Below are 21,445 nucleotides of genomic sequence, written 5' to 3' on the forward strand. Positions count from 1 at the left end.
GGCTTCCTGGCTCCTTTCATATAAAAACTCCCTACACAGACTTATTCCATATAAAACTGCGGCTCATACCAGTGGGACAGGTGATACGGATGGTCCGGCTCCAGGTACATCCCGGAATACAGGAACTGGAGGAGGTCAGAATCCCCGAACAGGTCGAAGATCCAGTCCCCGGAGGTTTCGTCTCCGATCTCATAGAATTTTCCGCTGAGCTCGATCAGGGCCGATGCCTCCTGCTCGCAGAAAGTGACCAGCAGCTCTTCGGCCACACTGTGTGCTCTCAGAGGAAGGCCGCTTTGGGCGCGGATCCGCATGCTGTATAAGCTGCATTTTATGCGGTAAAGGAACTCATAGGTATAATGCATAAGAAACTGCCGGGGCAGGAATCCGTCTATAAAAGAGATCTCCAGCTGTCCGATATGGGACCCGGCCGGCATAGCTGCAAGCTCATCCATATCCTCCTGGAGATGGTCAAGGAGCAGATCGCTGCCTATGGCAAAGGAAAGGGCAGCCCGGGTCCCGAATTCATCCTCCAGAAACCTGGACCACGCTTCATGGTCCTTATATTCTTCAAGGGAGAACTCTGTGGGCGTTCCGGCTTCCTGGCCTGGGAGGCTGAGCCAGTTCAGTGCTTTACAGACGCCTTTGCATTTATCGCTGCGGATGGATTCTCCTGCCTCATACCGGCACCAGGTCTTTGTCCCTACTCCCGCTCGGGAGGCGGCTTCCTCAATGGTCAGTCCCAGCTCGCTGCGCCTGAGCCGGATCTGTTTAGCCAGATCTGCATTTCCCTGGATCGTTTTCTGTGTCATAATCATTCCTTCTTACTCAATGACTAGTCGTTATATAGTCATTATGTCATAATGAAAAAACCCTGTCAACCGCTTTTTTGCCTGATGAAGAGATCGCAGTGGATTTCAGAGGAACAGTTTCATGGCTGTTATGGAGCAAATGTAAAAGGAGAATTTATACTGCGAAGGAATCAGTCAGCGGAAGGTGGAAAGAGACGGATGGTACATGTGTAAAAAGCCCACAGAACAGTTTGAAGATTATGTGTAAAGGGAAAGGAAAAACAAAATATGTATAAATATACAATGAGGGTTTTACTCAGGGCACGTTCATACCCGTTTGGAACCGGAATCGGAGGGAAAGAGCAGTGAGGATTTTTGCGTGGGAAAACAGTATGTGGAGGCAGAGGGTGAAAACTGGTTGACCCAATGGGAGAAAATGATAGGATGGTTTATTTCTTTTTAATATAGAAAGAGGGGCATAGACCGATTATGGAGGCTGTACGGGCTGCAGCCTTTTTTATTTTGGGAAAGTGGCGGAGCTGGATAACTGCAGCTCTGGTAAAATATATATGCCGGAGAGTTTTCAAAGATTGTCGGAAAATGTGAAAATAGGAGATGGGAACGAACATTTGTGGAAGAGAAGAGTGAAATGATTTTAAATGTCTGATCTGCTCCAGGGGTTAGGGCAGGGGCTTTTGTATGGAACATCAGATGTGTAATGGGTATGCGGTAAAATATGGTTATACCTAAAAATGAAGACGAATCCGGGCGGAATGATCAAGCTGGGGAAGAATAATTATCTGCTTTAAACGGAAAAAGTAAAACTGAAAAGACAGAAAAACGACTAAAAAGTATTATTTGAGAATAAAAATTGAAAATTATGAAAAATTAACAAATAAAATCTAAATATTTTATAAAATATTCATAATTTACAAAAAATATAAATGCATGTAAGATACCACTATAAGAAAAAACGGAAAAATAACATCGCGGGACGCTAAAAACAGAAGGGAGTGGAATAGAACAGCCGTGAGTGACTCCCGCAAGAACCAGTAGTCTCCTAGAGGGGAAGCTTCACGTATCAGAAAGTGATACGGGAAAGGAGTGCAGGCTATGGATCTGAGAGAGCAGATCGATGCGTATATCGAAAAATACAAGTTTGAGATCGTGTCAAGAACGTGTGATTTTGTTAAGATCCCCAGCGTGAGCACCAGCGATGATTCGGGAAGGCCCTACGGCCTGGAATGTGCCAGAGCCCTGGATTTCTGTGATGCGCTGTGCAGGGAAAAGGGTCTGTTTACGAAGAATTACGACTATTATTGCCTGGAGGCCTCCTGTGAGAAAGAGCAGAAGGGAAAACGTCTCGTTCTTGTGACCCACGCGGATGTGGTTCCGGTGGGAGAGGATACGATCTATGAACCGTTTGCCGGGACTGTATATGGAGATTATATCCTGGGAAGGGGATGCGTAGATGATAAGGGGCCGTTGATCGCTACCCTGTACGCGCTCGCATTTTTTAAGGAGAATCATATTCCGCTGAAAAATGATATCCGTCTCGTTTTTGGCAGCAATGAAGAACGCACCATGGATGATATTGAGTATTATCTGGAGAGAGCCGGACAGCCGGACTGGGCCCTGGCGGCAGACGGGGATTTTCCGGCGGAGAATGGCGAGATGGGAAGGATCGATTTTACGGTCTCCGCGCCAAAGGCCAGCCAGGTGGAATACATACGGTCCCGCGGAACAGGCCAGAGTCTGGTACAGGAGGCCTGTGAATCCCTGATCGAGAACCGGAGCATAACCATCCGGAAAACGCCGTCCAGAGAGGGAGGACCGGAGGGGGTGGAAAACCCTGTCGCCTATATGATCCTGAACCAGGAGGGGGCGGTCTTTAAAAATGATGCAGATGAAAAACATATGCGGGAGCTTTTGGCAGACGGCAATGGGGCGTCCATGGGAGTTTCATGCTCAGACGAGATCTTTGATGAATCGATCCTGCGGGTCTATAAAGCTGAGACAGAGGGGGAAAATATTAAGCTGAGCTTTGATCTGAGGATCCCGCATTGCGTGGATCTGGAGGAAACGGCGGAAAAGATCCGAAGGTATGGGGAAGAAAAAGCGATCGCAATAGAGATCGGGAAGATCAGTAAGGGATATTACGAGAGCCCGGATGAGGGGATCGTAAAAATGCTGACAGACCTTTATAATCATGAAATGCATATGGACGAAAAGCCCTGTGTACTGCATACGGCGGCAACGTATACACGGCTGTTTGAGCATGGATGTGATTTCGGCGCAGGGAACTGCCAGGAGGTAAAGCCGTTCCCGCCGGGACATGGCTCTGTCCATGGCTTAGATGAGGCGCAGAATATAGGCGTTCTCCTGGACGCGGTGAAAATGTATATTCTTGGAATAAAAGCCATCGACGATCTCTGGTCCTGATGACCGTATGTGATTAAAGTGAAAAAGGAGGAGTACTATGTCAGAACAGGCAGCTCTGGATAAAAAAGCCATAAGAAAAGAAATACTGGCCCTTATCATTCCCATTATTCTTGAGAGTATTTTTGTATACCTGGCGGGAATCGTTTCTGCCTCTCTTGTAGGCCATTTGTCGGGTCTGGCCGTTGCTACCCAGGGTCTTGCAAACCGTATTACAGGTCTCTTGAACGTGGTATGGGGCGCAGTCCGTATCGGTTCCATGGTTTACTATGTAAATCTTATTGGCGAAGGCAAATATGGAGAATTGAAACAGGGCTTTAAAAATATCTGTACAGTAACCCTGGGGATTGCCATTGGGTTTGTACTGATTCTGTTCCTGTTCCCATCCCAGATCCTGTCATTCTTTACAGAGGATGTGGAGCTGATCGCGTCGGCAAAAAGCTATCTGCATATTACGCTGCTGGCTCTGCCGCTGTGGGTTATGACCAAGATGAACTCCGCGATGTTTAACGCCATGGGCGATACAAAGACACCGATGTACCTCCAGGTGCTGATCAATGTGGTGAACATTGCCTTAGGATATCTGCTTATTTTCATCCTGAAATGGGATTTCTACGGTGCTGCCATAGCCACGGCAGTTTCCCAGATCGCCGGCGGAGGCGTTGGAATTATTCTTTTAAACCGCAAGGAATATTTCAGACAGGCAGGAAAGACGGGATGGGGGATTTCCGATAAGGAATCCATTAAAGAAACTCTTCTGAAATCCATTCCTGTTGGTCTGGAAGATGGAATGTGGCAGATCTACGCGATCATCATGACCAAGTTCCTCCTTACTTATGGCACCAACGCATATGCAGGCTTCCAGCTTGCCACGGCTGCTGAGGAGATCACAGAGCTTCCAGTCATTGGATTCACCGTTGCAGCAACAACACTGGCAGGCCGGGCCAAGAGCCAGAAAAGCGGCCCGCTGTTCAGGGAATATTTTAAGCAGCAGCTCTGGATGAACGGAACCATAAGTGCGCTCTGCACGCTTGCAATGATCTGTCTGCCATACGGGTTCATGTCTATCGTGACCAATGACCCGGCTCTCAAAGAGGTCGGTGCAGTATATCTGATGATCATGGGAGCGATCCTGATCCCCCAGAACCTACAGCGTACTCTGACTGGAACTATTTACGGCGGTATTGGCAATACAAAGGCTACCATGATCATTACAGTGATCGGTACCTGGTGTATCCGTATCCCCATGGCGGCTCTTGCGACATATGTATTTAAGTGGCCGTTATGGACCCTGTGGATGTTCGTGGGTGCTGACCAGGTTGCCCGTTTCCTGATGATGGCATTCTATGTGAAACGCAACAAGGTCCTCTACTGTATCGAAAACGGAACGGGAGAGAAGAAGGAAGATAATAATTAAACGGACAATGAATATAGAAGGAAAGCCCCCCAGTCATGGAAACATGACCAGGGGGGCTTTTTATAACTTGGGATTCCTTTATGACTGGCTGGCTGCGGGAGCCTTATAATGCACGTGCAGCAGCTCCCTGGCCCGATCCTTTAATACGCCGTCTTCGTACAGCTTGGTCACCACCGGGTTTTCATCGGAGCGCTTCACCAGGGCGCTCTTGTCGGCGGTGTAGAGTCCGGAGGAACGCTTTTTCTTGTCCTCCAGGAAGCTTTCCGGCTGTCCCGCGCCGCCGATGCAGCCAGTGGGGCAGGCCATGACCTCCACAAAGTCAAAGTGTTCTTCTCCGCTTTCGATCAGCTGGATCAGCTTCTCTGCGTTGCCCAGTCCGCTGACCACGGCCGTGTGGACGGCCTTGCCGCCGATCTCAATGGTGAATTTCTTGATCCCCTCCAGGCCGCGGACGCCGGAGTAGCGGATCTCCTGGAGCGCCGGATTGGTGCGCTCTGCCAGACGGCGGAGGGCCGCCTCTGTGACACCGCCGCTGGTGCCGAAGATCACGCCGCCGCCGGAGCGGATGGAGAACGGGGTGTCGGGGGCCGTGGGTTCCAGATCTGCAAACTGGATCCCCAGCTCCCGGATCATGGAGGCCAGCTCCTTGGTGGTGAGGACGGCATCGATGTCCGGCTTCCCGTTCCGGATGAATTCCTCCCGCTCGGCCTCCATCTTCTTTGCCGTACACGGCATGATGGCCACGTTGAAGGTCTCCAGGCCGCATTCCTCGTCGGAGGGCTTATAATATTCCTTTAAGACTGCGCCGAACATCTCCATGGGAGATTTGCTGGTGGAGATGTAGGGCAGCAGCTGGGGATGCTTGTTTTCCACATATCTGACCCAGGCTGGGCAGCAGGAGGTGAATAGCGGATACCTGCGCTCCTCATTCCGGCTTAAGATCTCCGCCAGCTCGTTGGTTTCCTCGATGATGGTCATGTCGGCGCTGACGCTGGTATCAAAGCAAAGGTCAAAGCCGATCATATGGAGGGCGGTGTAGATCTTATAAATGCTGTTTTCACCGGGAGCCATGCCGAACTCCTCGCCGAGGGCCACCCGGACGGCCGGGGCCACCTGGGCGATGACCCGTTTGGTGGGATCGAACAGGGCGTTCCAGACCTTTCCTTTGGACTTTTTGATGGTGATGGCGCCTGTGGGACAGACAGCTGCACACTGGCCGCAGTTGACGCATTCCGTTTCCGAAAGCTTCCGGTTAAAGGCCGGGGATACGATCATATTGGAGCCACGGTTGACGAAGTCGATGGCTCCCACATGCTGGATCTCGTTGCACATGCGGACGCAGTCGCCGCAGAGGATGCATTTGTTCATATCCCGGACAATGGCGGGAGAGGAGTCGTCGATCTCGTAATTGGGCCGGTTGTTCTTAAAGCGGATATCGTAAAGGCCGAACCGGCGGGCCAGGGCCTGGAGCTGGCATTTCTGGTTCTTTTCACAGATGGTGCAGTCCCGGCAGTGGGAGGCCAGCAGAAGCTCCAGGATCATTTTCCTGTGGTGGTGCAGCTTGGGCGTATTGGTGCGGATCACCATTTTATCCTTGGGCGGTGTGGAGCAGGAGGCGATGATATTTCCCTTGTCGTCCTCCACCACGCACATACGGCAGGCGCCGTAAATGGAAAGATCCGTATAGTAGCAGAAGGTGGGGATGTGGATCCCGACGTTCCGGATCACCTGAAGGATATTTTTTTCGTCTGTGAACTCTGCGCGGAGTCCGTCTACGATCATATATTTAGCCATGTGTCTCCCCTCCTTATACTTCTTTTACTGCGCCGAAGCTGCAGCCGTCCAGGCATGCGCGGCACTTGATGCACTTATGGGTGTCGATGACATGGGGCTGCTTCACAGAACCGGAAATAGCTCCCACCGGACACAGTCTGGCGCACTTGGTGCAGCCGCGGCAGAGCTCCGGATCGATCTGCAGGGTCACCAGGGCCTTGCACTGGCCGGCCGGACACTTTTTGTCCACCACATGGGCCAGGTATTCGTCGCGGAAGTATTTCAGGGTGCTGCTGACAGGAGACGGAGCCGATTTTCCCAGGCCGCAGAGGGCTGTCTCGGAGATGGTGGAGGAAAGCTCCTCCAGAAGCTTAATGTGCTCCAGGGTGCCCCGTCCCTCGGTGATATCCGTTAAGATCTCCAGCATCCGCTTGGTACCCTCCCGGCAGGGAACGCATTTGCCGCAGGATTCATTCTGGGTGAAGTTCATGAAGAACCGGGCCACCTCTACCATACAGCTCTTGTCGTTCATGACCACCAGGCCGCCGGAGCCGATCATGGCCCCCACCTTTTTTAAGGAGTCAAAGTCCAGGTGCATATCCAGATGGTCCTCGGTGGCGCTGAGGCAGAGACAGCCTCCGGAGGGGCCGCCGATCTGGACCGCCTTAAATTCCCCGTCCTTGACGCCGCCGCCGATGTCGAAGATGACCTTCCGGAGAGGCGTACCCATGGGAACCTCGATGAGTCCGGTATTGTTGACGTTTCCGGTAAGGGCGAAGGCCTTGGTGCCGTGGTTGTTTTCTGGGCCGATGGTCTTATACCAGGCGGCTCCCTTCTGGATGATGGGGGCCACGTTGCAGTAGGTCTCCACATTATTTAAGACCGTGGGACTGTCAAACAGGCCGTGCTCCACGGTACGGGGCGGTTTTACTCTGGGCATGCCGCGGTTTCCTTCGATGGATGCGGTGAGAGCGCTTCCCTCGCCGCATACGAAGGCTCCTGCGCCCTGGCTGATATGGATATCGAAATCAAAGCCGGAATCCAGGATGTTTGTTCCCAGAAGGCCGCGCTGTCTGGCCTGGTCGATGGCCATGGACAGACGTTCCACGGCCAGTGGGTATTCCGCCCGGACATAAATATATCCCTGATGAGCCTGGGTGGCGATGCCGGCGATGATCATGCCCTCCAGGACCCGATGAGGATCGCCCTCCATCATGGAGCGGTCCATGAACGCGCCCGGATCGCCCTCATCTCCGTTGCAGACTACGTATTTCTCGGGACCGGGCTGACGCAGAACCTGCTCCCACTTTCTGCCGGTGGGGAAGCCGCCGCCTCCGCGTCCACGGAGACCGGCCTCAGAGATCTCCTTTACGATCCCTTCCGGCGTCATGTCGAACAGGGCCTTTGCCACGGCGCTGTAACCGCCCATGGCGATGTATTCCCGGATGGATTCGGCGTTGATGTGGCCGCAGTGCTCTAAAGCTACCCGGGTCTGCTGCTTATAAAAGGGGATATCGTCCTGCCTCTGGTAGGGGGTGCCGTCCTTATCCCGGTACACCAGACGGTCCACCACCTGGTCGCCCAGGATGCTCTGCTCGATGATATCCTCGCAGTCCTCCACCTTTACCTTAATATAAAGCCATCCCATGGGCTCGATCCTCAGCAGGGGGCCCATTTCGCAGAAACCGTGGCAGCCGCTTTTTTTCAGGCCGATGCTGTGGTCGTGGGGCTCCTCCTCCAGCTGCACGGTACAGGCAATGTCCCTTTCTTCCATTAATTCCTTCAGACGGTCGTAGATCTTTAAAGAGCCTCCGGCCACACAGCCGGTGCCGCCGCAGATCAGGATCTGCTTATCCTGGGTGGCCAGGCACTGGATGAAGTGTTCCCGCTTCTGTTCAAGCTCGGCTCTTGTATTGATTCTTTTTATCTCACTCATGCGTCCAGGCCCTCCTTCCTGCGGATCTCACGGATCATTTCTCTGGCTTTTTCCGGCGTCATGGCCGGATACACATGATCATTGACGGTACAGACGGGAGCCAGGCCGCAGGCTCCCAGACAGGATACAGTCTCCACGGTGAACAGCATGTCGTCGGTGGTGGGTTTCTTTTCGGTGACGTTGAGCTGCTTGCGGATCTCCTCCAGGATGGGAACAGATTTCCGCACATGGCAGGCAGTCCCGTCGCAGACCTTTATTACATATTTTCCCTTTGGCTCAAGGGAGAAGTTTTCGTAGAAGGTGGCAACACCATAGATCTTGGCGTCGCTGATGCCCAGCTTTCTGGCAGTGTAGCAGAGGGCGGATTCCGGAAGGTAGTGGTATTCCTTCTGGATATCCTGCATGATGGCGATGACCTGGGATGGATCGCACTGGTGCTTTTCAAGGATCGCATCCAGCGTTTCAAGGTGAATCTGGCTCAAGATCGTTTCTCCTTTCTTCTGTCAGCCCCGGATGGGAATGAATGTTATTTGTAAATTCTACCATAATCCCGATAATATATTCAATAAAACTATACATAATAAACAAAAGTATTTGGGCCGATAAAGTAATAAAATTAAGTCTTTGAAAATGTTGGGAAATTTCCTTGACATGTTGACACGGGCATGATAATATGAAATGTGCACTATTGTGGTATCTTGCGCGTAAGGGTACCATTATGCCCAAAAATAGAGTTGATATAGAAAGAAAACAGGGGTGAAACGTCAATGGAGAAAAGCAGAATACGTCCGGTGCCGGCCGGTAAAAGCGTAAGGATGAGCTACTCGAGACAGAAGGAAGTTCTTGAGATGCCGAACCTGATCGAAATCCAGAAAGATTCCTATCAGTGGTTCCTGGATGAGGGCCTGAAAGAGGTCTTCGAGGATATCTCTCCCATCGCGGACTTTGCTGGTCATCTGAGTCTGGAGTTTGTGGACTTCACACTTTGCAAAGATGATATCAAGTACACGATCGAAGAGTGCAAAGAGCGGGATGCCACTTACGCAGCACCTTTAAAAGTAAAGGTGAGACTCTGCAACAAAGATAAAGATGAAATCAATGAACACGAGATCTTCATGGGTGATCTTCCATTAATGACCGATACAGGTTCCTTCGTCATCAACGGAGCAGAGCGTGTTATCGTCAGCCAGCTGGTACGTTCCCCCGGAATCTATTATGGGATCGATCATGATAAGATCGGAAAGGAATTATATTCCTGTACCGTGATCCCCAACCGCGGCGCATGGCTGGAGTACGAAACAGACTCCAACGACGTGTTCTATGTCCGCGTAGACCGTACAAGAAAGGTCCCGGTGACAGTCCTGATCCGTGCCCTGGGTTACGGCACCAATGCAGAGATCACCGAGTTATTCGGAGAAGAGCCCAAGCTGTTAGCCAGCTTTGGAAAGGATACCTCCGATAACTATCAGGACGGCCTTCTTGAATTATATAAAAAGATCCGTCCCGGCGAGCCGCTTTCCGTGGACAGCGCTGAGAGCCTGCTGAACAGCATGTTCTTCGACCCCAGAAGATATGATCTGGCAAAGGTCGGCAGATATAAATTTAATAAGAAGCTTCACTTTAAGAACCGTATCACGGGTCAGATCCTGGCAGAGGATGTGGTGGATACCACAACCGGCGAAATCCTTGCCGAGGCTGGAAAGACCGTGACCATGGAGCAGGCAGAAGCCATCCAGAATGCGGCTGTTCCCTATGTATGGGTACAGACCGAGGAGAGGAACGTGAAGGTCCTTTCCAATATGATGGTGGATCTGGCTGCCTATGTGGGCTTTGATCCGGAAGAGGCCGGCGTTACGGAGTTAGTATTCTACCCGGTGCTGGCCGATATCCTGGAAAAAGCAGGCGATATGGGAGAGGATGAGTTAAAGGCAGAGATCCGCCGCCACATCCACGACCTGATCCCCAAGCACATCACAAAGGAAGACATCATTGCTTCCATTAACTATAATATGCATCTGGAGTTCGGCGTTGGTACGAAGGACGATATCGACCACCTTGGAAACCGTAGGATCCGTGCCGTGGGCGAGCTCTTACAGAACCAGTACCGCATCGGCCTTTCCAGAATGGAGCGTGTGGTAAGAGAACGTATGACCACACAGGATATGGAGGGTATCACTCCCCAGTCTCTGATCAACATCAAGCCGGTGACGGCTGCGGTGAAGGAGTTCTTCGGAAGCTCCCAGCTGTCCCAGTTCATGGACCAGAACAACCCGCTGTCTGAGCTGACCCACAAGAGACGTCTTTCTGCATTGGGCCCCGGCGGTCTGTCCAGAGAGCGTGCCGGATTCGAGGTCCGCGACGTACACTACACCCACTACGGACGTATGTGTCCCATCGAGACCCCTGAGGGTCCCAACATCGGTCTGATCAACTCCCTGGCCTGCTACGCCAGAGTGAACCAGTACGGCTTTGTGGAGGCTCCGTACCGGGTATTGGATAAATCCGATCCGGCTAACCCCATCGTAACCGACGATGTGGTATACCTGACTGCCGATGAAGAGGATAACTATGTGGTTGCCCAGGCCAACGAGCCCTTAGACGAGGAAGGCCACTTTGTCCACAACAATATTTCCGGACGTTTCCGTGAGGAGACATCCTCCTTCCAGAAGCGCTCCATCGATTTAATGGACGTATCCCCGAAGATGGTATTCTCCGTGGCTACATCCATGATCCCGTTCCTGGAGAACGACGACGCCAACCGTGCGCTGATGGGCTCCAACATGCAGCGTCAGGCTGTGCCGCTGCTTTCCACCGAGGCTCCCGTTGTGGGAACTGGTATCGAGGCCAAGGCGGCTGTTGACTCCGGCGTCTGCGTCGTTGCAAAGAATGCCGGCGTGGTCGAGCGTTCCGCCTCCAACGAGATCATCATCAAGAGAGATTCTGACGGTATGAAGGATGTGTACCGTCTGACCAAATTTGCAAGAAGCAACCAGTCCAACTGCTACAACCAGAAGCCCATCGTTTACAAGGGAGACCATGTGGAAAAGGGTGAGGTGATCGCAGACGGCCCGTCCACAAAGAACGGTGAGATCGCCCTTGGAAAGAACCCGCTGATCGGCTTCATGACCTGGGAGGGCTACAACTACGAGGACGCCGTACTGTTAAGTGAGAAGCTGGTCCAGAACGACGTATATACCTCCGTCCATATCGAGGAGTATGAGGCAGAGGCCAGAGACACCAAGTTAGGACCGGAAGAGATCACCAGAGACGTTCCCGGCGTTGGCGACGATGCCTTAAAGGATCTGGACGAGCGCGGCATCATCCGCATCGGCGCAGAGGTCCGTGCCGGCGATATCCTGGTAGGTAAGGTAACTCCCAAGGGAGAGACTGAGCTGACCGCAGAAGAAAAGCTCCTCCGCGCCATCTTCGGCGAGAAGGCAAGAGAGGTCCGCGACACCTCCCTTAAGGTGCCCCACGGCGCTTACGGCATCATCGTGGACGCCAAGGTATTCACAAGAGAGAACGGCGACGAGCTGGCTCCCGGCGTGAACCAGTCCGTAAGGATCTACATTGCCCAGAAGAGAAAGATCTCCGTGGGCGATAAGATGGCCGGCCGTCACGGAAACAAGGGTGTTGTTTCCCGTGTGCTCCCGGTTGAGGATATGCCGTTCTTACCCAACGGCCGTCCGCTGGATATCGTATTGAACCCCCTGGGCGTGCCGTCCCGTATGAACATCGGACAGGTGCTGGAGATCCACTTAAGCCTGGCTGCCAAGGCCCTGGGCTTCAATGTGTCCACGCCGGTCTTCGACGGAGCCAACGAGGATGATATCCAGGACACCCTGGAGCTGGCCAACGATTATGTAAATATGGAATGGGATGCATTCCATGAGAAATATGCAGATCTGATCAAGCCGGAGGTCATGGAATATCTGGGAACCCACTTAGAGCACCGCGGTCTCTGGAAGGGCGTGCCCATCAGCCGTACCGGTAAGGTGCAGCTGCGCGACGGCCGTACCGGAGAACCCTTTGACAGCCCCACCACCATCGGACACATGCATTACTTAAAGCTCCACCATCTGGTAGACGATAAGATCCATGCACGTTCTACTGGTCCATATGCACTGGTTACCCAGCAGCCTCTCGGCGGTAAGGCCCAGTTCGGCGGACAGCGTTTCGGTGAGATGGAGGTATGGGCCCTGGAGGCATACGGTGCATCCTATACGCTCCAGGAGATCCTGACCGTGAAGTCCGATGACGTTGTGGGCCGTGTGAAGACCTACGAGGCCATCATCAAGGGCGAGAACATTCCGGAGCCGGGTATCCCCGAGTCCTTCAAGGTACTCTTAAAGGAACTCCAGTCCCTGGGTCTGGACGTGAGAGTCCTGAAAGACAACGGCGAGGAAGTGGAGATGTCCGAGAACATCGATTACGCAGACACCGACCTGGATCTGCGCTCCATCATCGAAGGCGACAGACGTTACGACGAGAAAGAGGAATCCTTCGGCAGCTACGGCTTCCAGAAGCAGGAGTTCAAGGACGGAGAGCTGGTGGATTCTGAGGATGACGACTATATCGACGGGCCGGAGGAAGAGGACGGCTACATCGATGACGACTATTCTGAAAAAGATAATTAATAGAAGGGAGTACCGTTCATGCCTGAGACAAATGAAACTTATCAGCCGATGACATTTGACGCGATCCGTATCGGACTTGCTTCTCCGGAAAAGATCCTGGAATGGTCCCACGGCGAGGTAAAAAAGCCGGAGACCATCAATTACAGGACCTTAAAGCCGGAAAAGGACGGCCTGTACTGTGAAAGAATCTTCGGGCCCAGCAAGGACTGGGAGTGTCATTGTGGTAAATACAAGAAGATCAGATATAAGGGCGTTATCTGCGACCGATGCGGCGTTGAGGTTACCAAGTCCAGTGTGCGCCGTGAGCGTATCGGCCATATCGCTCTGGCCGCTCCGGTTTCCCACATCTGGTATTTCAAGGGTATCCCGAGCCGTATGGGACTGATCCTGGACATCTCTCCGAGGGTCCTGGAGAAGGTACTGTACTTCGCTTCTTATATCGTGCTGGATCCGGGCGATACCGGTCTCCAGTTAAAGCAGGTGCTTTCTGAGAAGGAGTACCGCGACGCAGTTGACAAATATGGCTACGGCACCTTCCGTGTAGGAATGGGTGCCGAGGCCATCCAGGAGCTTTTGAGGTCTATTGACCTGGAGAAGGATTCTGAGGAGTTAAGAAAGGCTCTTCAGGAGTCCTCCGGACAGAAGCGTGCCCGTATCATTAAGCGCCTGGAGGTGGTGGACGCCTTCCGCCAGTCCGGAAACAAGCCGGAATGGATGATCATGAACGTGATCCCGGTGATCCCGCCGGATATCCGTCCCATGGTACAGCTGGACGGCGGCCGTTTCGCCACATCGGACTTAAACGACTTATACAGAAGGATCATCAACCGCAACAACCGTCTGGCAAGACTTCTGGAATTGGGCGCTCCGGACATCATCGTCCGCAATGAGAAGCGTATGCTCCAGGAGGCTGTGGACGCCCTGATCGACAACGGCAGACGGGGAAGACCTGTAACAGGTCCCGGAAACCGTGCCTTAAAATCCCTTTCCGATATGTTAAAGGGTAAACAGGGCCGCTTCCGTCAGAACCTTCTGGGTAAGCGAGTGGACTATTCCGGCCGTTCCGTTATCGTTGTTGGACCGGAGCTCAAGATCTACCAGTGCGGTCTCCCCAAGGAGATGGCCATCGAGCTCTTCAAGCCCTTTGTTATGAAGGAACTGGTTGCCAACGGAACTGCCCATAACATCAAAAACGCCAAAAAGATGGTGGAACGCCTCCAGACAGAGGTGTGGGACGTACTGGAGGATGTAATTAAAGAGCATCCCGTTATGTTAAACCGTGCTCCTACACTCCACAGACTTGGTATCCAGGCCTTCGAGCCCATTCTGGTCGAAGGTAAGGCCATCAAGCTCCATCCCCTGGTATGTACAGCCTTCAACGCCGACTTCGACGGTGACCAGATGGCCGTACACCTTCCCCTTTCCATGGAAGCCCAGGCGGAGTGCAGATTCCTTCTGCTTTCTCCCAACAACCTGTTAAAGCCGTCCGACGGCGGCCCCGTGGCCGTTCCGTCCCAGGATATGGTTCTGGGTATCTATTACCTGACCCAGGAAAGACCGGGAGCTCCGGGAGAAGGAAAATACTTTAAGAGCAAAAATGAAGCGATCCTGGCCTATGAAAACGGCGTTGTGACCCTTCATGCAAGGATCAAGGTGCGCGTATCCAGGACCATGGCTGACGGCACCGAGATGACCGGCATCGTGGAGACCACCGTGGGCCGTATCCTCTTTAACGAGATCATCCCCCAGGACCTGGGCTTTGTGGACCGGACCATCCCGGGCAACGAGTTAAAGCCGGAGATCGACTTCCTTGTAAAGAAGAAACAGTTAAAACAGATCCTTGAGAAGGTCATCAACACTCACGGGGCAATGCAGACTGCCATTACCCTGGATGACATCAAGGCCATTGGTTATAAATATTCCACAAGAGCGGCCATGACCGTATCCATTTCCGATATGACCGTTCCGGCCTCCAAGAAACAGCTTTTAGCGGATGCAGAGGCCACTGTGGACCGGATCGCCAAGAACTTCCGCCGCGGTCTTATCACCGAGGAGGAGCGTTATAAAGAGGTGATCGATACCTGGAAGGAGACGGACGATCAGCTGACCCACGATCTGCTGACTGGCCTGGATAAGTACAACAACATCTTCATGATGGCTGACTCCGGAGCCCGAGGTTCTGATAAGCAGATCAAGCAGCTGGCTGGAATGCGAGGCCTTATGGCCGATACTACCGGTCACACCATCGAGCTTCCCATTAAGTCCAACTTCCGTGAAGGTCTGGACGTACTGGAGTACTTCATCTCTGCCCATGGAGCCCGTAAGGGTCTGTCCGATACGGCTCTGCGTACCGCCGACTCTGGTTATCTGACCAGACGTCTGGTAGACGTATCCCAGGATCTGATCATCCGTGAGACAGACTGCTGTGAAGGAAAGGGAGAGATCCCCTACATGGAGATCGAGGCCTTTGCCGACGGCAAGGAGACCATCGAGAGCCTGGAGGAGCGTCTCACCGGCAGATACATCGCCGAGGATATCGTGGATCCGGATACAGGAGAGGTAGTCGTAAAGGCCAACCATATGTGTACGCCCAAGCGTGCGGCTGCCGTTATGAAGGTCCTGGATAAGTTAGGAAGAAAGACCGTTAAGATCCGTACTGTACTGACCTGTAAGTGTCACATCGGTGTCTGCGCAAAATGCTACGGCGCCAATATGGCCACCGGCCAGCCGGTACAGGTGGGCGAGGCAGTCGGGATCATCGCGGCCCAGTCCATCGGTGAGCCGGGTACCCAGCTGACCATGCGTACCTTCCATACAGGCGGCGTTGCCGGCGGCGATATCACACAGGGTCTTCCCCGTGTCGAGGAGCTGTTTGAGGCAAGACGGCCCAAGGGACTTGCCATCATCGCTGAGTTCGGCGGTGTGGTCACCATTAAGGATACAAAGAAGAAGCGCGAGATCATCGTTACGGATACAGAGACCGGAAACTCCAAGACCTACCTGATCCCCTATGGATCCAGGATCAAGGTGCTGGACGGACAGGTACTGGAGGCCGGCGACGTACTCACCGAGGGTTCCATCAACCCCCACGATCTTCTGAAGGTAAAGGGCGTCCGTGCCGTACAGGATTATATGATCCGCGAGGTACAGCGTGTATACCGTTTACAGGGCGTAGAGATCAACGACAAGCACGTTGAGATGATCGTCCGCCAGATGTTAAAGAAGATCCGCGTGGAAGAGAGCGGAGACTCTGAGGTGCTTCCGGGAACCTCCATGGACGTTCTGGACTTCAACGAGATGAACGAGAAGCTCATCGCTGAAGGAAAGAAACCGGCAGAAGGTAAGCAGGTGATGCTGGGTATCACAAAGGCATCCCTGGCTACGGATTCCTTCTTATCTGCGGCTTCCTTCCAGGAGACCACCAAGGTCCTCACAGAGGCTGCCATCAACGGCAAGGTGGACCATCTGATCGGTCTGAAGGAGAACGTGATCATCGGTAAGCTGATCCCGGCAGGTACGGGAATGAAGCGCTACCGTGACATCCACCTGGGAACAGACGCAGAATTCGAGGCCCAGCAGGCTGAGGCCATGGCCCAGCTCCAGCCCGAGGAAGACGCTCCTATTGAGGAAGCGGAGGAGATCATCTTAAATGAAGATGATACCCAGGAGGCTGAGGAGAACTTCGATGATATGGAGAGCTCCGAGCCCGAAGAGGTTGTGGACACCGAGGAATAAAATAAAGAAAATGAATTGCGGCGGGGGAGCAGAAGGCTCCCTCGCTGTTTCACATTTTGGAGAGTTAGGAAGAGAAAACCATATGATCACGTTATTGTCCAGAATTTTTATTAAGAACCATGACCAGGCAGAGGACCAGGGAGTCCGCCGGGCCTATGGGATGCTGTGCAGCATTGTGGGGATCGGCCTGAATGTGCTGCTTTTTATGGGGAAATACCTGGCAGGCGTTTTAAGCGGCTCCATTGCCATCACCGCCGACGCCTTCAACAACCTGTCGGACGCAGGTTCTTCGTTTATTACTCTGGTGGGCTTCCGGTTTTCCGGCATGAAGCCCGATGCGGACCATCCCTTTGGCCACGGGCGGTTTGAGTACATATCCGGCTTTGGCGTTTCCATGGTCATCATGCTCATGGGCTTCGAGCTTTTAAAAACGTCCATTGAGAAGATCCGTACGCCGGAGCCGGTGGAGGCCGGAGTCCTTCCGGTGCTGATCCTCTGCGTATCCATCTGTGTGAAGCTTTATATGAGCTATTATAACAGGAAGATCGGGACCAGGATCGATTCAGAGGCCATGAAGGCCACGGCCATGGACAGCTTAAGCGACTCGGTGGCGACCCTGGCAGTGCTGTTCTCTATGATGGTTGCCCACTTTACCGGCTACAACATCGACGGCTGGTGCGGCTGCATCGTGGCCTGCTTCGTACTCTATGCCGGTTACAGCGCCGCCCGGGATACGTTAAATCCGCTTCTGGGACAGCCGCCGTCTCCGGAGTTCGTGGAGGAGATCAAGAAGCTGGTCCTGGCCCATGAGGAGATCATCGGGATCCACGATCTGGTGGTCCATGACTATGGCCCCGGAAGACGGATGATCTCTCTTCACGGCGAGGTTCCGGGAAACAGCGACATTTTTGAGATCCACGACGTCATCGACCGGATCGAGAAGGAGCTGAACCAGAAGCTGGGCTGCGAGGCGGTGATCCATATGGATCCCATTGAAGTGAATAATGAGAAGGTGGCAGAGATCCGCAGAATTCTGGCTTTGAAGATCGCGGAGCGGCTGGAGGGAGTGACCATCCATGATCTGCGGATGGTACAGGGGCCGACTCATACGAATCTGGTCTTTGATGCAGTGGTTCCCTATGGCTTCCACAGGACCCATGCCCAGGTGAAGGAGGAGATCGAGAAGATCGTTCAGGAGACCTGGGAGAACTATTATGCGGTGATCCAGGTGGAACAGTCGTATATCTGACAATAAAATAGTGGAATGTGCACAAAGACATACGGAAAAATCATGAAAAAAACTTGAATATTGCCATAAAAATTGATATAATATCGTCACATATTACAATATATTATTTTTCAGGAGGACGACGATATGAGAAATTGGAAGAAGATCTTATTGGCAGTGGTTCCGGCGGCTATGATGTTTTCCTTTACTGCGTTTGCAGGCCAGTGGCATCAGGATATGAACGGCTGGTGGTATGAGAACGAGGACGGCTCCTACTGCAAGAACGGCTGGTTCTGGCTGGATGGAAATGGGGACGGCGAGGCAGAGTGCTATTGCTTCGATAACGATGGTTATGCTCTCGTTTCCCTTTATAACCTGACCAGTAAGGCTGCCGGTTATGATGTAAATATGGATGGTGCCTGGGTTGAGAATGGAGAAGTTCAGGTACAGCCTGTAATGGAATAGTATTCATATAATAAGGAAGGAAATAAGCTATGAAAAATTGGAAAAAGCTTCTGTTGACAGTCGTTCCAGCCACCCTGGCCGTTTCCTTTACCGCATTTGCAGGCCAGTGGAGCCAGGATATGAACGGCTGGCGGTACGAGAATGACGACGGCTCCTACTGCAGGAACGGATGGTACTGGCTGGACGGAAACCAGGACGGCATTGCAGAGTGTTATATTTTTGATAACGACGGCTATGCACAGGTTTCCCTTTATAATCTGACGGCCAAGGCCGGCGGTTATGAGGTCAATGACCAGGGCGCCTGGGTCGTAGACGGAGTGGTCCAGGAAAAGAAGGTGGAGGTCCCGGCGGCAGAGATCCAGCCGGCTGAGGAAGTGAAGCCCGACGCGTCCAATGACCCGGCGGCTCTGGAGGCGTATCTGGCGGCCCAGGAAAAGACAAATACCTTAGACAGCATGGATGCCCAGGCAGATATGAAGATGTCCATGACCATGGAAGGCGTTTCCATTGACACCAACATGGATATGAACATGAAGGTCCGCGGAGCCCAGACCGGAAACCTGGAGTTCGTGGCTGACGGAAGCATGACCATGTTGGGAAGCGATATCCCGTTCCAGATGTTCTATACAGACAATATGTACTATATGGACATGATGGGCATGAAGATGAAACAGGAAATGCCCCTGGACGAGGCCCTGGACCAGGTTGCCAGCAATCTGGAGAGCGTGGATATGGATCTGGCTATGATGAATGATATGGCCATGACCACTGAGGATGGAAATACAGTCCTTACATACGGCATCAATACGGACAATATGAACTCCTTTTTAAACGGCATCGTTGGAGATATGGATACCCTTTACAACGGATATACGGTTTCCTACAATATCCGCAGCGCATCCGGCAAGGCCATTGTGGATGAGAACGGCTATTATGTCAAAGAGGATATGAGCCTGGATATGGATATGGTCATGACCGACAGCGAGACTGGGGAGTCTGAAACCGTTTCGTATGTGATGGAAATGCATATGAACATCAATAATCCGGGACAGGAAGTGAAATTTGAGCTTCCGTCCACAGAGGGCTACGAGGACCTGGGCAGCGCTCTGGTATAAGATTTAAAAAAGAAAATAAAAATTCCCGGCGGCGTTTTACACGCTTCCGGGAATTTTTTTCTGGAATGGGGAAAAACGGCTGACAGCAGACGCTCTCTGTGGAAAAGCAGGCCTACATCACGTTCTGGGGCGTGCCCTTTAACCACTTGTCCACATTGTCAAAAACGATAACGGCACGTTTTTCCAGAGCCTCCTTTGTGGCGAAGGCCACATGGGGAGTGGCGATGACATTTTTTGCTGTGAGGAGGGGATGGTCCTTGGCGATGGGAGGCTCAGCCTCAAATACATCGATCCCGGCTCCGGCCAGGCGGCCATTATTTAAGGCGTCTGCCAGGGCGGCGCTGTCCACCACAGGACCGCGGGAGGTGTTGATGAGGATGGCCGACGGTTTCATTTTTGCCAGCTCCTCTTTTCCAATGAGTCCTCTGGTATCGGAATTTAAAGGAGTGTGGAGGGAAACGATATCACAGGAAGAGAGGAGCGTATCCATATCCACATAGGTGATCCCGGGGATATCCTTTTTCGTGCGGCTGTACGCCAGGACCTGGCAGCCGAAGGCGTTTGCGATGGCGGCAGTGCGGAGGCCGATGGCTCCGGTACCGATGACACCGAATTTTTTGCCCTCCAGCTCAAAGCCCACCAGTCCGTCCTTGGTGCCTTCCTTCCGCACCACGTCGTTGCAGGGGATCATGTTCCGGTACAGGGCAATGATCATGCCAAATACCAGGTCGGCCACGGCGGCGGTGGAGTAGCCCGCGCAGTTGCTGACCAGAACGCCGTTGGCCTTACATGCGTCCATGGCGATATGGTCCACGCCGGTGAAGGCCACAGACAGCATCTTTAAGTTTTTACAGCCATTGATCACGTCGGCGTTCATGGGAAGGTTGGACACGGCGATGATGTCCGCATCACGGCCCCGTTCAATGAGGGTCTCCGTATCGGTGACGCGGGTATTGTAATATACGATCTCCAGGTCTGCAGGCAGCATGTCCTTTGCCATGGACAGCAGCTTTTCATCGTTAACGCCCAGGGGCTCGATGATCACGAGTTTCATATCAGGTTCCTCCTTGTGGACCGGAGCTTTCTGGCTCCGGCGTCGTTTTCATGGTTTTATTGTAAGTCTTTTTTGGGAAACATTCAACTGTTTTCGCACGGGACATATACTGGCAGTAAAACCGTGTGAAAGCGGGGCGTGGCTGTGGTCTCCGTGAGTCTTTGCATGATCGTAAAAAATGAAGAGGAGGTGCTGGGGCGGTGTCTGGACAGTGTGGCCGGGTTCCCGGATGAGATCCTTGTGGCGGATACCGGATCCACAGACGGAACGAAGGCGGCCGCCATGGAGCGCGGAGCCAGGGTCTTTGATTTTCCGTGGCGGGACGACTTTGCCGCCGCCAGGAATTTCTCATTTTCCCAGGGCCGGGGGACGTATCTGTTCTGGATGGATGCCGACGATGTGGTGCGGCCGGACCAGCGGAGGAAGCTGCTGGATCTGAAGGAGCGGCTGGGCCGGGCAGACTGTCTTCCGGATGTGGTGATGATGAAGTATGCGGCAGCGTTCCGCCGGGACGGTTCCCTGGCCGCAGCCTTTTACCGGGAGCGGCTGATCCGCAGAGGGACTGGGGCCGTATGGAAGGGCCGGGTCCACGAAACAGTGAAGCCCTTTGGTATTATATGGAAGGAAGACATCTGGATCGAACACCGGAAAATGAGGATCCGGGACCCGGAGCGGAATCTGAGGATCCTGGAGTCCATGAGGAAAAATGGAGAGGAGTTTGGCCCCAGGGAACAGTATTATTATGAAATGGAACGGGCTTTCGCCCGGAGATGCCGGGAGGCAGCCCTGGAAAACGGGCAGCTCCTGACCCAGCCGAGGAATGAAAGGTTTGTAAACGGCAGATACTTATGGTAAGAT

13 protein-coding genes are annotated in these 21,445 nt (G+C 53.0%); 8 read left to right on the forward strand and 5 right to left on the reverse strand.

Going from position 1 to position 21,445, the window contains the following annotated elements; all coding sequences use genetic code 11:
• Window positions 1-41: 41 nt before the first annotated feature.
• Window positions 42-809, reverse strand: coding sequence for a helix-turn-helix domain-containing protein (locus ACI6NM_RS12270; protein WP_262427336.1), 768 nt, complete (start codon window positions 807-809; stop codon window positions 42-44).
• Window positions 810-1,901: 1,092 nt separating this feature from the next.
• Here ACI6NM_RS12270 and ACI6NM_RS12275 point away from each other — a divergent pair.
• Window positions 1,902-3,230 (forward strand): M20/M25/M40 family metallo-hydrolase, encoded by a 1,329-nt coding sequence (locus ACI6NM_RS12275; RefSeq protein WP_337425081.1) that lies wholly within the window; start codon window positions 1,902-1,904, stop codon window positions 3,228-3,230.
• A gap of 37 nt (window positions 3,231-3,267) precedes the next feature.
• Window positions 3,268-4,644 carry an MATE family efflux transporter gene (locus ACI6NM_RS12280; protein ID WP_022273870.1) on the forward strand — a complete coding sequence of 459 codons (1,377 nt, stop codon included), beginning with the start codon at window positions 3,268-3,270 and terminating at the stop codon, window positions 4,642-4,644.
• Between the two features lie 78 nt (window positions 4,645-4,722).
• Here ACI6NM_RS12280 and ACI6NM_RS12285 read toward each other — a convergent pair whose 3' ends face one another.
• Genes ACI6NM_RS12285 through ACI6NM_RS12295 form a run of 3 tightly spaced genes read right to left on the reverse strand, consistent with a single transcriptional unit; the run spans window position 4,723 to window position 8,838 of the window.
• Complete coding sequence (locus tag ACI6NM_RS12285; RefSeq protein ID WP_337810804.1) at window positions 4,723-6,438, reverse strand: [FeFe] hydrogenase, group A; 1,716 nt, start codon at window positions 6,436-6,438, stop codon at window positions 4,723-4,725.
• 13 nt (window positions 6,439-6,451) lie between these two features.
• Complete coding sequence (locus ACI6NM_RS12290) at window positions 6,452-8,353, reverse strand: NADH-ubiquinone oxidoreductase-F iron-sulfur binding region domain-containing protein (RefSeq protein ID WP_337810803.1); 1,902 nt, start codon at window positions 8,351-8,353, stop codon at window positions 6,452-6,454.
• Window positions 8,350-8,838, reverse strand: coding sequence for an NAD(P)H-dependent oxidoreductase subunit E (locus tag ACI6NM_RS12295; RefSeq protein ID WP_158359665.1), 489 nt, complete (start codon window positions 8,836-8,838; stop codon window positions 8,350-8,352). Before ACI6NM_RS12295 ends, ACI6NM_RS12290 begins: the two co-directional genes overlap by 4 nt.
• Before the next feature lie 282 nt (window positions 8,839-9,120).
• Between ACI6NM_RS12295 and rpoB the strand changes: the two genes are divergently transcribed.
• The 5 genes from rpoB to ACI6NM_RS12320 all read left to right on the forward strand — a co-directional run bounded on the left by rpoB (window position 9,121) and on the right by ACI6NM_RS12320 (window position 19,533).
• Window positions 9,121-12,990, forward strand: coding sequence for a DNA-directed RNA polymerase subunit beta (rpoB, locus tag ACI6NM_RS12300; protein WP_215654672.1), 3,870 nt, complete (start codon window positions 9,121-9,123; stop codon window positions 12,988-12,990).
• A gap of 18 nt (window positions 12,991-13,008) precedes the next feature.
• Window positions 13,009-16,725: a DNA-directed RNA polymerase subunit beta' gene (gene rpoC, locus ACI6NM_RS12305; RefSeq protein ID WP_438500879.1), complete on the forward strand. Its 3,717-nt coding sequence runs from the start codon at window positions 13,009-13,011 to the stop codon at window positions 16,723-16,725.
• Window positions 16,726-16,807: 82 nt separating this feature from the next.
• A complete protein-coding gene (locus ACI6NM_RS12310) occupies window positions 16,808-17,974 on the forward strand; it encodes a cation diffusion facilitator family transporter (protein ID WP_022273878.1) in 1,167 nt (388 codons plus the stop codon).
• 126 nt (window positions 17,975-18,100) lie between these two features.
• On the forward strand, window positions 18,101-18,418 hold the full coding sequence (locus tag ACI6NM_RS12315) for a hypothetical protein (RefSeq protein WP_022273879.1): 318 nt from the start codon (window positions 18,101-18,103) through the stop codon (window positions 18,416-18,418).
• Between the two features lie 29 nt (window positions 18,419-18,447).
• A complete protein-coding gene (locus tag ACI6NM_RS12320) occupies window positions 18,448-19,533 on the forward strand; it encodes a DUF6612 family protein (protein WP_337810930.1) in 1,086 nt (361 codons plus the stop codon).
• Between the two features lie 112 nt (window positions 19,534-19,645).
• Here ACI6NM_RS12320 and ACI6NM_RS12325 read toward each other — a convergent pair whose 3' ends face one another.
• On the reverse strand, window positions 19,646-20,587 hold the full coding sequence (locus tag ACI6NM_RS12325; RefSeq protein WP_337810929.1) for a 2-hydroxyacid dehydrogenase: 942 nt from the start codon (window positions 20,585-20,587) through the stop codon (window positions 19,646-19,648).
• Window positions 20,588-20,752: 165 nt separating this feature from the next.
• On the opposite strand from ACI6NM_RS12325, the gene ACI6NM_RS12330 reads away from it, so the two are divergent.
• Window positions 20,753-21,442, forward strand: a complete 690-nt coding sequence (locus ACI6NM_RS12330; protein WP_337810928.1) for a glycosyltransferase family 2 protein — start codon at window positions 20,753-20,755, stop codon at window positions 21,440-21,442.
• Window positions 21,443-21,445 lie beyond the last annotated feature (3 nt).

The sequence above is a fragment of the Pilosibacter sp. YYHA0881 genome, assembly GCF_051602715.1.
Taxonomy (GTDB): Bacteria; Bacillota; Clostridia; order Lachnospirales; family Lachnospiraceae; genus Alitiscatomonas; species Alitiscatomonas aceti.